11 protein-coding genes and 2 pseudogenes are annotated in these 13,715 nt (G+C 67.5%); 9 read left to right on the top strand and 4 right to left on the bottom strand.

What is annotated here, in order from left to right; all coding sequences use genetic code 11:
* Positions 1-196 precede the first annotated feature (196 nt).
* Both ACH4D3_RS40750 and ACH4D3_RS40745 read right to left on the bottom strand, forming a co-directional pair.
* Positions 197-866: pseudogene (locus ACH4D3_RS40750) on the bottom strand (transposase).
* Positions 867-931: 65 nt separating this feature from the next.
* Entirely contained in the window at positions 932-2,029 is a 1,098-nt protein-coding gene (locus ACH4D3_RS40745; RefSeq protein ID WP_398332815.1) for a DUF5937 family protein, read from the bottom strand.
* 231 nt (positions 2,030-2,260) lie between these two features.
* Between ACH4D3_RS40745 and ACH4D3_RS40740 the strand changes: the two genes are divergently transcribed.
* A complete protein-coding gene (locus ACH4D3_RS40740) occupies positions 2,261-2,788 on the top strand; it encodes a GNAT family N-acetyltransferase (RefSeq protein WP_398332814.1) in 528 nt (175 codons plus the stop codon).
* A gap of 205 nt (positions 2,789-2,993) precedes the next feature.
* On the opposite strand, the gene ACH4D3_RS40735 is transcribed toward ACH4D3_RS40740, so the two are convergent.
* Positions 2,994-3,275 carry a hypothetical protein gene (locus ACH4D3_RS40735; protein ID WP_398332813.1) on the bottom strand — a complete coding sequence of 94 codons (282 nt, stop codon included), beginning with the start codon at positions 3,273-3,275 and terminating at the stop codon, positions 2,994-2,996.
* A 251-nt stretch (positions 3,276-3,526) separates the two neighbouring features.
* On the opposite strand from ACH4D3_RS40735, the gene ACH4D3_RS40730 reads away from it, so the two are divergent.
* From ACH4D3_RS40730 to ACH4D3_RS40715, 4 genes are all read left to right on the top strand, one after another.
* The gene (locus tag ACH4D3_RS40730) at positions 3,527-3,739 is read left to right on the top strand and encodes a hypothetical protein (protein ID WP_398332812.1); all 213 of its coding nucleotides are present in this window, start codon (positions 3,527-3,529) and stop codon (positions 3,737-3,739) included.
* Between the two features lie 535 nt (positions 3,740-4,274).
* On the top strand, positions 4,275-5,390 hold the full coding sequence (locus ACH4D3_RS40725) for a bifunctional DNA primase/polymerase (protein ID WP_398332811.1): 1,116 nt from the start codon (positions 4,275-4,277) through the stop codon (positions 5,388-5,390).
* Positions 5,387-6,907 (top strand): phage/plasmid primase, P4 family, encoded by a 1,521-nt coding sequence (locus tag ACH4D3_RS40720; RefSeq protein WP_398332810.1) that lies wholly within the window; start codon positions 5,387-5,389, stop codon positions 6,905-6,907. Before ACH4D3_RS40725 ends, ACH4D3_RS40720 begins: the two co-directional genes overlap by 4 nt.
* Positions 6,904-7,305, top strand: a complete 402-nt coding sequence (locus ACH4D3_RS40715) for a DUF6009 family protein (RefSeq protein ID WP_134655085.1) — start codon at positions 6,904-6,906, stop codon at positions 7,303-7,305. The genes ACH4D3_RS40720 and ACH4D3_RS40715 overlap by 4 nt, the downstream gene beginning before the upstream one ends.
* A 13-nt stretch (positions 7,306-7,318) precedes the next feature.
* On the opposite strand, the pseudogene ACH4D3_RS40710 reads toward ACH4D3_RS40715, so the two are convergent.
* Positions 7,319-8,398: pseudogene (locus ACH4D3_RS40710) on the bottom strand (transposase); the annotation flags it as partial.
* Between the two features lie 242 nt (positions 8,399-8,640).
* Between ACH4D3_RS40710 and ACH4D3_RS40705 the strand changes: the two are divergent.
* The 4 genes from ACH4D3_RS40705 to ACH4D3_RS40690 form a co-directional block, all read left to right on the top strand.
* Positions 8,641-11,190 (top strand): DnaB-like helicase C-terminal domain-containing protein, encoded by a 2,550-nt coding sequence (locus ACH4D3_RS40705; RefSeq protein ID WP_398332809.1) that lies wholly within the window; start codon positions 8,641-8,643, stop codon positions 11,188-11,190.
* Positions 11,190-11,762 (top strand): hypothetical protein, encoded by a 573-nt coding sequence (locus ACH4D3_RS40700; protein ID WP_398332808.1) that lies wholly within the window; start codon positions 11,190-11,192, stop codon positions 11,760-11,762. The genes ACH4D3_RS40705 and ACH4D3_RS40700 overlap by 1 nt, the downstream gene beginning before the upstream one ends.
* Positions 11,763-12,200: 438 nt before the next feature.
* A complete protein-coding gene (locus tag ACH4D3_RS40695; RefSeq protein ID WP_398332807.1) occupies positions 12,201-12,665 on the top strand; it encodes a hypothetical protein in 465 nt (154 codons plus the stop codon).
* A 766-nt stretch (positions 12,666-13,431) separates the two neighbouring features.
* Positions 13,432-13,715, top strand: a 284-nt coding sequence (locus ACH4D3_RS40690; protein WP_398332806.1) for a hypothetical protein, incomplete at its 3' end; no start/stop codon positions are given.

Here is a 13,715-nt window from a genome sequence, read left to right as displayed (position 1 = left end):
GGTCAAGGTCGCGCGCGAGGTCTCGGAGACGGTCGCGGGCACGGGCGGCTGCGAGAGGGCGATCGCGGTTGCGGTTGAGGGCGCGGTTGAGGGCGCGCGTTGCGCGTTAGCCTCAGTCGATGATCCCTGCGCGTCAACAGGACGTCGCCCACTGCCGGGGTGTGAATGAGGTGGTTCAGGCTTCAGGCCCCGGCGCTTAGAGGTCCTGACAAAGGCGTTGGACGTGGTGTTGGGTGATCAGGCAGATGGCGAGGCCGAGGAATGCTTCGTGAATGTCGTCGCGTCGTTCCCAGCGGATGCGCAGGCGTCGGAAGCCGTGCAGCCAAGAAATGGTGCGTTCGACGAGGCAGCAGAAGGTGCCCATGCCGGTGCCGTGTGGCTGGCCGCGGTCCGCGAAGAGCGTGTCGGGCCGTCGACGGGGTCGCCCGACGGTCCCGGCCACGGCTGGGATCTTGTCGAGCAAGGGCAGCAGTTGGGTGACGTCGTTGCGGTTTCCGCTGGTCGGGGACACCGCGAGCGGGATGCCCTGGCCGTCGGTGATGACGTGGTGCTTGCTGCCCGGCCGTGCGCGGTCGACCGGGCTGGGACCGCTTTTGGGCCCCGGCGTGCGGCCCGGACGTGGGACGAGTCGATCACCGCCCTCGACCAGTCGAGTTGGTTCTTCGACCGCAGCTTCTTCAGCAGGAGCGCGTGCAACTGGTCCCAGACACCGGCCTCGTTCCAGGTCGCCAGACGCCGGTATGCAGGACGAACAGGATGCCGCACCGTGCCTGCCGGTCCGGCACTCTTGGCCGGCCCTCGACCTTCTTCGGCCCCGGCTCCGGCACCAACGGCTCGATCAACGACCACAGTTCATCCGAGACGATCCACGGCCTCGACTGTCTCTTCCCCACGACCACACCAACGATCCAGCCAGCCGACAGTCACATGATCAACAGCTTTTGTTAGAGCCAGTTAGCGCGGCGAGGGCAGTGGCGATCCGGTCAAGACGTGCGGGCTCAAGGGAGTAGAGGACGTAGTAGCCCTCGCGGCGGGTGGTGGTAATTCCTGCTCGGTTGAGCTGATGCAGGTGGCGGGAGATCACTGAGGGGGACAGCCCGAGGAGGGTGGAGAGTTCCCGGGTGCTGCGGCTCTGGGCGGCGAGGTGGGTCACAATCTGCAGACGCGGTGCGGCGGCCAGCGACCGTAGCGCGATAAGCATGTCGTCCTGGCTGGTGGGGCGGACGGCAGGAGCAAGGGGCAGGGCGGGGTAGGTGATCCGCAAGGGCCAGGGGTTGTCGCACGTGACGCGGACGTGAGGCCAGACGTAGTGGCTGGCGGTGAACGTGACGGGGTGTTCGCGGGTGATGGTGATGTCGTGGTCGTGCGGGCGATCGAGACGCAGGGTCCGCCTGCCGGGGGCGACGCGGATCTGGGGGGCGAGGGTGCGGAGCATCGGGAACAGGCCCTCGTGGGCGATCCGGGCGCCTGCGCGGCCGATCGACTCGTACAGGGAGGGTTCGATGCGCTCCCACTCGTCGGCGAAGGCAGCGCCCCAATAGTCCTCCAACACGGTGAGCGCGTCCTGCAGGACGGCGAGGGGGTCGGTGAGGATGCTGTCCAGCCGCGCCGCTCTGGTGGTGTCGGTCTGGCGAAGCTCGTCCAGGACCGCATCGCGGACGCTGGGGTCCTCGACGAGCCGGTGTCCCGCGTAGCGGGCGGTGTCGATGAGGGTTTGCGCAAGTTCGGCGGCCAGCAGTACGGGCGGCAGTGCCCGTACGGCCGCAAGCTGACCCGCGAAGTCGGCGTCGTGATCACCGGCACGGCTTTCGAAGAACGCGGGGATGTAGTCGGCCACGACGAAGCCGTGCTCGCGCATCCGTCGGCGCAGGTCGGCGGGCAGCCGGCGGCAGCGCCGTACCCAGGGCACGTGCAAGGCATGATGTCCGGGGCCGGTCAGCACATGCCAGGAGTGGACGGCTTCGAGCAGCGGCGAGACGGAGAAGGAGACATCCTCCTCGGCCGCCTCGGTGAAACGCAGGGTGATCACGATTGCAGGATTTCACAATCAGTTGATCGGCTCTCGCCACGTCGACCAAGCTCAATCACGGGCCGCCTGACCACGGGGGCTTGTCCTGGGCGCCCTCCGCCCGTCGACATTGCCCGGCGTGCCGTGCCTGATCGGCACCACGGTCACCGAACCCCGTCCGGCTGGTCTAGACGCGGCTGTGAATACGTTTTTTCTCTTTACATCAGGAAGTGTCACGACAGGATGGACAGGATGGCACTCGATTTCCGCCGGGCCGGCACCGCTGACACCGTGACAGCCCAGGACGCGTATCGCCGAATCCTCAAGCACCTCGCCGAGAACGTCGACTTCCCGCACTGGCACACCGAGAACCATCCGACCCCCGAAGAGGTTCGAGACTGGATCGGCACCGGGGAGCTGTACCTGGCCACCACCGCCGAGGGGATCGCCGGGGTCGTCGTCCTCAACCACGAGGCACCCGACGCCTACCAAACGGCCGAATGGTCTGTGAACGCCACCGACGACGAGGTGCTGGTGGTACACAAGCTCGGTGTTGTTCCCGACCACCTCGGCCAAGGAGTTGCCCGTCACCTGGTGCACTCGGCCGTCGAGGAGGCGAGAGCCCAAGGCTGCCGAGCCCTTCGGCTCGACACGTACGTCGAGAACGCCCCCGCCCTTGAGCTGTACCGGCGTTACGGGTTCACAGACCTGGGTGAGCACGTGCTCCACTACGAAGGAACCGACCTCAATCGCTTCCACCTGTTCGAGCTGGTGATCTGACTACTGGACCGCTGCCGTCCGCGGGCGGTGGTCGACCGGACGGTTCGACCTTCCCGCACGGGTACCGGCCAGGGTGCACGAATCGAGGCGGCATCTGGGGCCCAGAACCAGCGCTGGACCCGCAACTCGAGCCCACCACGCATGCGCACCCCGGGCTGCAGGGCCGCTTCGGAGGGTTCGACCTGCCCATGATCAACCAGCTCAGCTAGACGACCGTGTTCGCAGCGATCTGCGAGTCATCGGCAGTTGAGCATCGTACTTGTCCAGTGAGTGTGCCATCTGGCCAGGTGAATGTCCGGCGTCGAATGCCGTGGACAAGGTTGGCATGGTTGTCGAACGTGCGCTTGAGGGCTGCACAGCCCTCACTGCTGCCGCGTGTGAGGTAGTACATGGTGGTCCGTTCGAGCAGATCATCCCATGTCTCGTTTGAGAGCATCCAGTCCAGCATGGCTACTCGTCGTCGGTCGTAGTTGATCGACATGTTCACGGGAGCTCTTCGGCTCCGCCGACCATTGGCGCGTCCGCCCCGGCCCACTCTTCAGTCGCTCGGCAACTCCGAGACCACGGCGTACGGCGCGATGAGATCCATCTTGCACCACGTCCCCGGAAAGACTCCAGGCGAGACCCCAGAGGGATGTCCTCCCTGCCAACCGAGGTGCTCGACCCCGCCAACTCGTCCGCTCACCTGCTACCTATAGCGCTCAGTCTCAACTGCGTCGCATCAAGACCAGTGAGGACGTGCGCGATCGGCTGCGTGTCCTGGCCGCGGGACGGGGCACGACGGTCACTGAGCTGCTGGAGGAGCTCGCCTTCCGGGAACTCACGCAGGCGGGGCGGGGAGAGCGCGCGGCGGAGGCGGCGCGCGAGCTCGGCATCGAGTACAGCGAGCGAGTCCGGCAGGCCGGTCAGGAGGCCTGGGCGAAGATCCGTGCGCATCACGGCGGCGCTTGATGTAGTGCCGCAGCCATCCATGAGGATCGCCGGAGTGTGACAACGGCGCTTGCCAGCTCTCGCTGTTTCGGGTGCCTGTAGTTCGGTCGCTTCGGTCGCTTGGATCGCTGTACTGGCGTAGGGCAGCGACTGGACGGGCAGCGACCGGCGATCCTTCGGTCGCTGCCCGTCCAAGCGGGTAGAGCCGCAGGTCAGCGGCTTCTCCGATGGTGGAAAGCGACTCAAGCGACTCAGGCTCGACATATATGGGCTCCAGAGAGAGTGTGCGTGTGCGTGATATATGGAGGGCTTCAGTCGCTTCAGTCGCTGTTCAGCCTTCAAGGCCTGCCTGACCTGGCCTTTTGTCGCTACCAGTCGGCAGCTACCGAACCATCGTGAGTCGCTGCGCTCCCAGGTCGGTCGCTGATCGCTGCTTACCGGTCGCATCATCGACAGCGCATCGCCGTTATTCCGCATGTACTGCACGACCCCACGCACCCCGTTCGCTAGTCTGTGTCCATTGTTGAGTCGCTTCAGTCGCTGATAGGGGGTGCAAATGCCTGCTGAGCTGCAGTTTTTCCGCAGCGACTCAAAGGGCCCTGCCATCCCTGTCCCTTCAGCCGCTCCGTCCCTTGCCACAGCCCGGGCGTGCGCCCGCCGAGGCTGGCCCGTCCACCCCCTTGCGCCAGGCCGTAAGACCCCAGCTGGGAACTGCAGCAACTGCCGTGGCAGTGCACACACACCGGTCAACTGTCCCTGCCTCCGAATCGGCCGCTGGTGCCACAGCTTTCACGCGGCCACTCTGAATCAGGACCGCATCCAGCAGTGGTGGGGGCAGCACCCGGAGTTCGGCACCGGTGTCTCCTGCGGCCCGGCCGGCCTGGTAGTCATTGACATCGACGCCCACGGCACTGAACCCCCGGCACGCGACCGGATCCTGCCCGGCATTCCCATCAGCGACCAGGTCGACCTCGCAGGTCTTGCCAACGGCTTTCACACCCTCGCCGTTCTCGCCGCTCTGCGCGGTCAGCAGAGTCCTGCTGATGACGCCACCACCCTGCGCGTACGCACGCCCTCCGGGGGGCTGCACGTGTGGTATCGGGCCACCGGCAACCGCCAATGGAAGTCCTCTGTCGGCTCCAGTACCGGCCGTGCCCTGGCCTGGCAGGTCGACGTCCGAGCTCACGGCAGCTACATCATTGCCCCCGGCACCACCACGCACCATGGCACCTACACTCCCGTGGGTGAGGCTCACGAGCCCGCAGCTCTTCCTCTGTGGCTCGCCCAAGAGCTGGACCGCACCGGCCACTTGCCCGCACCGGCCATTCCCGCTCCCCGCCCCGTCCCACCGCGCGCCCGGCAGGCTGTCCTTGCCGCCGACAGCGGCCATAGTCAAGCCGAACGTACCCTTGACGCTGTTCTCGCCCCGGTTGAGGCTTGCGGCCAGGTATCCGAGGGAGCGGGCTTCTCCGACACCCTCAACCGGGCCGCCTACACCCTCGGAGGCCTTGTCGCCGCAGGCCGCCTTTCCCGGCAGGAAGCCGAACAGGCGCTCAAGGACACCGCGGCGGCGGCCCGTCCAGGTCAGGAGCTGCGGATCGAGCAGATCATCCGCAGCGGCCTCGGCGCTGGTCTGCGGAGACCTCTCCACGCCAGGGGGAGGAACGCGTGACATCTCCCAGCAACGAGACCCTTTTCGAGTTCGACCCCGAAGCTGTCGCCGCCCAGATTCGTGCACAGACCCCTCCCAGGCCGCTACCGGCCCAGGCCACTACCGAGCGGCCCGTGGGCGAAGCAACTGCCAACGGCCTCCTGCCGGACACCCTGACCGACCGTGGCAACGCCAAGCTGTTCGTCAAGCTCTATGCCAACGACTTCCGGCACGTACCCAACATCGGCTGGTACCGGTGGGACACCACCCGCTGGCAGATCGACGAGGACGACACCGTCCTGTGGGCCGCTGGCGACCTTGCCGAGACGATCGCCACCCACGACCCTCGCGGACTGTTCACCACCACGGCCCTGCACAAGCACCGCACCCGTGCCATGTCAACCTCCGGCATGAACGCGATGCTCACCCAGGCCAGGTCCGCGCCCGGCATGGTCCTCAAAGCAGACCGCCTGGACGCCGACCCCTACGCCCTGTGTACGCCCCGAGGGGTCGTCGACTTGCGCACCGGGCTGCTGAGGGCTCCCGACCCCAACAAAGACTTCCACTCCCGCTCGACCACCGTCGGCCCGCAACAGATGCCGGTGCCGCGCTGGCTGCGCTTTTTGACTGACACCTTCGGCGACGACGCCGAAGGCCAACAGATGATCGACTACTTGCACCTGCTGCTCGGGTACTCGATCACTGGAGACGTCGGAGCCCAGATTCTCCCCTTCCTGTGGGGAACGGGCAAGAACGGCAAGTCCGTACTCCTGGATGTCATGATGAAACTGCTCGGCGACTACGCCGACGCGGCCCCGCCTGGCTTCCTGATGGCCAAGCCGTTCGAAGGCCACCCCACCGACCTAGCTGAACTTCACGGCCGGCGTGTCTACGTCTGCTCGGAGATCAAACCCGGCGACAAGTTCGACGAAGCCCGGGTGAAACTGCTGACTGGCGGTGACCGCATCAAGGCTCGCCGCATGCGGCAGGACCCCTTCAGCTTCGAACCCACCCACAAGCTGTGGCTGCTGGGCAACCACAAACCCGAAGTCGGTACCGGCGGCTTCGCGTTCTGGCGCCGCATGCGTCTGATCCCTTTCGAACGGGTCGTCCCCGACGACCGCAAGATCGACAACCTGGCCGACCTCCTTGTCATGGAAGAGGGGCCCGGCATTCTTGCTTGGCTCATCGACGGCGCACGCCGCTACCTCGGCGGCGACCGCGACCTCACCGGCCCCGAACGCGTCCGCATCGCCACGACCGCCTATGCCGAGACCGAGGACCACACCGGCCGCTTCTACGAGGAGTCCTGTCGCCTGGGCCCCGATCTGCGCGCCGAGCAGACGGCGCTCTACGCCGCCTACACGGCCTGGTGCCACAATGAAGGCGCGCAGATCATCTCCTCCCGCGCGTTCGCCGCCCGCACCAGGGAACTGGTCGGACTGGCCTCTCCGAAGGAGATGAGAGTGTCCAACCAGCGTAAGTACTACCCGGGCATTGGCCTGCTCACCGATGAGGAAAGGGAAACCCACGCATGAGTTCCCTGATCGGCGCGGACGAGATCAGCCACGAAGCCGAACTCGTGTGGCTCGAGGACGTCGACCAGCTCGATTACGTACGCCAGAGCTTGGATCGGCTGCCCACCCGGAAGGGCAAACCGCCCTACCACCGCGACGGGCGGATGGTCGGCTACGCCATCCTCGGCCCCGAGGCCAAGGCCTCGCGAGCGTCGGGCACCTTCCGCCGCCGCGTGTTCTGGCTGCTGCCCCATGACCGCGACACCGAGCCCGACGGGCTGTACGCCAGGAGTGCCCCCGCTGAGGCCGTCGACCCGCGTACTCTTCAGCCTCGGGTGAAGGGCTACAAGACCGAGCGTTCCGAAGGCGGCCCGCCCTCCCGTGCGATGCAGGAACTCGGCATACAGCTCCCGCTGTAAGCTGGTTCTTCCTCTACCAGGATCTGCCAGGCTTGCCGATGGCCTTGAGAGTCTCGGGGCGTTTGACGGTTTTGCCGACGTCGTAGCGGGGTGCCCGGTGTTTGTTCTTGGCGCCGGGTGGCCGTCTGGGGCCGATGCCTCTGGGTTTGGGAACACGGGTCGGGCAGGCGAGGTGAGCGCGGATGTTCCTGAACCCTCGGCGGACTCGGGCCGGGGTGAGCCGGTCGGAGTGGTGGGTTTCTCCCAGGGCCTGCGGAGGTCTTCTGCGAGAGCCCGGTCGAGCCGGAGCTGGGTGTGGGCGACGATCAGGATCCAGGTCCAGCGGTCCGCCGCCTGGGGAGTACGGAGCTTCGGAGTGGTCCAGCCCAGGGTCTGCTTCGCGAAGCGAAAGGTGTGCTCGAGGTCGAAGCGGCGGAGAAATGCCTGCCGGAATCGGTCCAGTCGTCCGGTGTAGCGCCGGTCTTGGAGGACCACCACCAACCGGTGGGGCATCACGGTCCCTCGACAGATGCTCGACGTTCAACCGAATCAACGTGCCCTCGACCAGGGGAAGTTCACCGTCGTGGTCGAGTCATGAAGAGCGGTGGGTCAGCCTTGGGCGGACCCGGTCCCATGCCTGAGTCTCGGCCTTGCCGTAGTTGGTGGTTGCGGTGACCGTCGTGATCGCAGGCTCGGGCCAGGTCTCCGGCTTGGCGAAGCGGCATTCCGGGCCGTGCTTGGGCGGCCGTCCGTCCTTCGGGTCGTGGACGCGAGGCGGCTTGGGCAGGCGCATGACCCGGTCGGAGCGGCCCGCGGCCAACCAGCTCGACGGGCAGGTCGCGCAGGACCCAGGCCAGGCGGCTGACGTCATAGCCGGCGTCGCTGACGATCACGATATGCGGATCCCTGCTCTGCCACTGGCCGGCCGCGACGAGCCGTTCAACGACTCCTCGGAGCTGGGCGGCGGTGACTGCGGTCGCCTCGTCTGCAGGTCCCAGCCGGACCGCGTCCAGGATCGCGGTCCAGGAGGTGGCACCCGGCTCCAGCACGGTGACAAAGGAGTACGGCCAACCCGGGATGAACTGCGATGCCGTCTCGCCCGACCGTAGACGTGGGTAGCTGTGCCCGCCGGCTCGGCGGGTGTGATCGTCTGCGGACGGGTGCGGAGCGGAGGTCGGGACCGGGTGGTGTCCCGGCCTTCCTGCTGTCCGCCTGCTCGGCTACGGCACCCCGAACCGGCACTCCACACACCACGAGATCCCATTAGTGGGTGTAATTCTTCGTGTACATGGTGACTAAGTGAGTCAACTGAGTGAAAACTTCTATGCTGAAGGGTAGTTGTCCCAGGGAGGGTGAGTGAGTCAGTCACCGCAGGAAGAGGGCGCGATCAACGCGACCACGGCACGGACCAAGCTGTACGCGCTCGTGAAGCTCGTCGAAGAGGAGGGGCGCGCCACGGTGATCGCCAAGCACAGGGTGCGCGCTCTGCTGGCGCCGCTTGACCGGTTCCCGGCAGCACGGAAGACCGATGCCTTTCCGGCCCACGTGCTGAGTGCGGCGCAGAGGGACTTCGGTGACCTCGTCGCACTGGCAGCCAAGGGCCAACCGCAGGTGCTCCTGCGGAACACCACTCCGGTCGCGGTACTGCTCCCCGCCGACTCCTCTTCTGATGCCCTTTCGCCCGACTCGGCCGCGCACCCCGGCGCGGCGACCGCAGGAGGTGCGGTGAACAGTCAAGGCAGCACGCTCCGCAGGCTCGCCACGCTCGGCGACGCCATCGGTTCCGTACTCACCGGCGGCCCTGGCGGCGGTCCCACCTTCGGCTTGCCGGGCCTGGACACCGCAACAGGCGGTCTGCAGCGGGGCAAGCTGACGCTCGTGGCAGCTCGTCCGAGCGTCGGCGGAAGCCTGCTGGGCCTGGCGGCCGCACGGAAGACGGCTCTCGTCGACCACGGCATGGTCCTGTACGCGGCCTCGGGACCGAACCGGGACGACATCTTCCGCCGGATCATCGCCGCCGAGACCGGCGGCGAATACGCGCGTCTCAAGCAAGGCCGCCTTACCGAGCATGAGCAGAAAGTCGCCCACCAGCTCGTACAGGCCGGCGACCTCCTGATGATCGATGACGGCAGTGACCTGACCGCCGAGGACATCAAAGAGACCGCCCCGCACATGGAGGGCCTGGCCCTCGTCGTCGTAGACCGCCTGCAAGCCGCCCACAGCGCCCGCCTGCCGCTGTCCGGGGACCGCCTCCCGCACGCCTCCCAGATACTGGCCACCCTCGCGCGCACGCTGCACGTCCCGGTGCTCGCCATCGTGGACAGCGACGATCCTGCACTCCTGGGCCTCCTGGACGCCGACGTCACATTGACGCTCGCGCCGACCGAGGACCCTGCCAAGGTCCAGGTGACGGTCGCAGAACGCGACTTCGGCACGCTCGGCTCCACATACCTGCAGCCCGACCTGATCCACGCCCGCTTCCTCGACGCAGCATCGGCCCCCCTCGGCCGCACCGACAGCCCGGCGAGCCCGCGGCTCTCGGTGTCCGCCAGTGGAACGGAGGCGCTGGAACTGGCCGAAGCCGCCCTCCCCTACACCTCCGGCGGGCACCAGGGGATTCCCGCCGCCCTCACCCACGAGCTGGCGGCATGGCGGACCGCGGTCGCGGGCGGCGACCAGGAGGCCCTGACGGAGATCCTGCCGTCGCTGCTCCAGGCCGCCGCAACGGTAGCGGCGATGCCGGACACCCATGAGGGGCGGCGCCTCGCCAACGCACTACGGCCCTACAGCACGCCCGTGTCCGCCGACACTGCGGCAAGTGCCAGTCAGGCCACTGCTGCCGGTGCCCCCGTCCAGGCCCAGGCGGGCAGCGGACAGGCCCAGCCCGGCCCTGCGAAGGATGAGGAAGACGGCGAGGACGGGCTGAAGCCGGGGGACGAGGAGGACGAGCCCGAGGGCCACGTCTTCCCCGCCCTGAAGATCCTCAAGGATTCGGTCGGCCGCTCGAAGATGCACCCGGTCAAGGTCATCCGCAAAGAGGAGCGCGACAGCGGCCCGTGGCCGCTTATCAGCGAGCACATGGACGGCGAGCCCCGCTGGGCCCACCCCGACGTCACCGTCACCCGTGTGCCTCACATCCGGGCGAACGGAAGGCGCGTTAGGCGCGACAAGATCGACGTGCCCGACTCGTTCGGTGAGGGTGCGCTGTGCCTCATCGACCGCAACGGCTCGTTCCCCTCCGCTTGCTCGGCCGTCCCGCTCGCTCCGAACAAGCTCCTGCACACCGGTCCGCTCGACGCGTACGACAAGGCCGGGGCCGGGATCTACCTCATCGACATCCCGGCGTGGACCCGCACCGACATGCCGCACCCCCTGGGACGGATCATCGACCGTCCCGACGAGGAGGGCCGGGTATGGGTCACCACCCCCCACATCAAGCAGCTGGTGAAGCTCGTCCGCGACAACCACCTCGGCGCCATGCCGACCATCCACGACTCCTGGACGGGCAAGGCCAACGAGTCCCTCTTCAAGCCCTTCTATGAGGCCACCCGCAAGGCACGCACCGAACTCGTCCAGGCCGGCGGCGACCCCTACAAGGCGTACAAGACCCGACTGTCCATCGCGCTGCGCCTGCTGTGGCCCAAGCGCCCCGCACAGAAGTCCCCGTTCTGGCGGCCGGACTGGCGCATGAGCATGGTCGCCGAGGCCTCGGTCCGGCACTGGACCGTCGCCTTCAAGGCCGTCCAGGAACGCCACACGCTCGTCTCGCTGCGCAACGTCGACCAGGCCATCTTCTGGACGCCGCCCGGCACACCGCCGTCCACGTACCGGATCGGGACCGGCTTCGGCGAAGTGAAGCGCAAGTTCGTCCAGGCCGGCGAGACCATCCTCGAAGGTGACGACTGATGGCCGGCCCCACCGGACACGGCGGCTCTATGGGGGCCGCCCTCAACGACCTTCTGCGCTCCCAGGTCACCCCCCGCCACCGGCTGTCGACGTACCACGCCAAGCACTGGCACGCCCAACTCAGTCAGCTCACCGCGACCCACCGCGGACAGCAGGCCCTCGCTGATGCCGGCCTCCACGTAACAACCAAGACGCTGGTCAACTGGCTGGCCGACTCCGAGTACAACGTCCGCCGCAGCTACCTGGACATCATCCACACCGCGTACGAGAACGTCGCCATCGTCCCCGCCGACCCGCTCCCCGACCGCATCAAGGACGGCCAGTACGAGATCAGCGGCGTCGTCAAAACCGGGGACGACGAACGCACACGCGGCACCGTGGACGCCGCGCCCCTGCGGATCGACGGCAGCCGGGGCAACTGGGACGCGATCGAGGAACTCTGGCTCGCCGGTGAACTCACCGATGACGAGTTCGAGGACCACTTCATCGACGACGTCATCGTCGAGGACATCGGCGAAGGCACCGACGGCTGGGAGTTTCCCGGCGCCTCGTACTCCGTCGAAGTCCGGTAGCACGCACGAGGAGCCGAAACGCCCGCCACGGCAAGGGTATTCACATCATGAGCCAAGAACGGCGGAAGATAGCGCTGATCGCGGTGTACGGAGAGGCGGCCGCGAAGGCCGAGCAGCGTGTGACCGAGCTCCTCGATGCCGCGGGATCAAGCCCGACTGAAGGTCACACCCTCATCGCGGCCATCCAGGCTGGCGCCGTGGAAGCCGCTCAGGGCGAAGCCATCGAGCTGGACATGCAGGCTCCCTCCGGCAGCAGCGACCAGGCACACGAAGGCTGGTTTCGCGCTGTCGGGCAATCGCCGACAGGCTCGCCCACATCGCCGACCGCACCGTCCGGCAGGCCCGAACGGCGGCCCCCGTGCCAGCACGCCGCCGGTCGTATCGAGGTCGGCACCGAACTCCCTGCCCACGCCAGTCGACAGCGTGGGGGAGGACCAAGTGCACCAGGTGCTCGATGCAGCCGAGCGGAGTTTCGTGTCTCTGACCGGCTACGCGGGCTTCGACCGTGACTTGTCGGAGGAGATCCTCGCGGTCGTCCTCAAGTCCGTCAGCGAGGAACAGGACGACTGCGCACGGCAGGTGGCGGCCTATGCTGAAGCCACTCGTGAACGCCTTGGTCAGCTGTACGGGAAGTACGGGCCGGGAGGGAAGTTCGCGGACGAGAGCCGCTGCTACCTGACCCATCAGCCCGCGAGCATCGTGGTCTGCGAGCGCCTGGACACCGTACCGATGTGGCTCACAAGCGTGGAACAACGAGATCGATGCCGAGACCGTCCTGGAGCGCTTCACTCAGTTCTGGCGGTTCGGCCTGTGACCCTCGTGAGCGGGACGGGCGATCGACGTGGTGGCGGCCGTCGACTCGGCGGCGACTTCGAGCAGAGGGCGAGGCCATGGCCCAGCTGAAGGTCCAGGACCTGCACGACCTCCTGCGCCAGGCCCCCCGTCGACGCGACCCTTGAGCAGGACGGGATCCGGCTCGTGTACGACGGCACCAGCCTGCACATGTGCACGGCCGACGCCCCGGACACCGTGAACGCCCGCGCCGATACCTGCGGGTTCACCAACGAACCGTGGGACGTAACCGCGTACCGCGCCAGCATCACCAGCAGGGAGGTGTGGCTGCGCATCCTCGATGATGAGCACGGCGACCACCTCATCGACGTCTGCCCCTTCTGGGCACAGCGCCCCACCGCGATCATGTTCACCGCGGGCGGGCACAGGCGTCCCGGCGATCGCCTGCCCGACAGCACCAGCCGACCGGCGCCCCTAGCGCGGCCGCCATCGAGGGAAGGACCGAAACGTGAACGGACGCTGCCTCCGCTGCACGCAGACGCATCACGGCCGCATCCGACGAGGCGACAAGGCCAGCAACCACGACTGCCCCACATGCGGCGCCCCTACAGGGCGTGGCCTCCGGCCGCAGCCAGCCCCTCTGTCCCATCGACGGTTTCGCGGTCACCCCCCGGCCAGACCGGCGTCCAGCTCGACCGCCTCGTGCACCTGATCGTCCGGCCCGGCGAACTCGCCAGAAGACCGTGGAGGACCGGGGCAGGGGAGCCATGCTGAATCCCGCGGGCGCCGAGGGCGTCCCACCCGGCGCCCCCCCGTCCCCGGCCCCGTCGACGACGTCACCGCTATCCGGCCGACGGCCCCCGCCGAACAAGTGCTCGTGGACTTCCTGAAAGCGCACCTCGCCCTGCAGCACCACTTGGGCTTCGACGGCACTGCCGGGTGGAAGTACCGCTCGGTGTACGACCTCGTGGCCGTGCACGGGCGCTGGAGCACCCCCGCCCTCCTCCCGGCCGAGGTGCGGCCGTGCCCGGAGCGGCACTGCTTCGCCAACGTGGCAGCGACTGAGCTTGTTCTTTATCTACCAAGATCTTCCGGGTTTGCCGATGGCCTTGAGGGTCTCGGGACGCCTGACGGTTTTGCCGACGTCGTAGCGGGGTGCCC

Source organism: Streptomyces sp. NPDC018026 (assembly GCF_044327745.1).
GTDB classification, from domain to species: domain Bacteria; phylum Actinomycetota; class Actinomycetes; order Streptomycetales; family Streptomycetaceae; genus Streptomyces; species Streptomyces rubrogriseus.
Note: the sequence above shows the minus strand (reverse complement) of the source record. Positions and strands in the feature narration are given on the sequence as shown.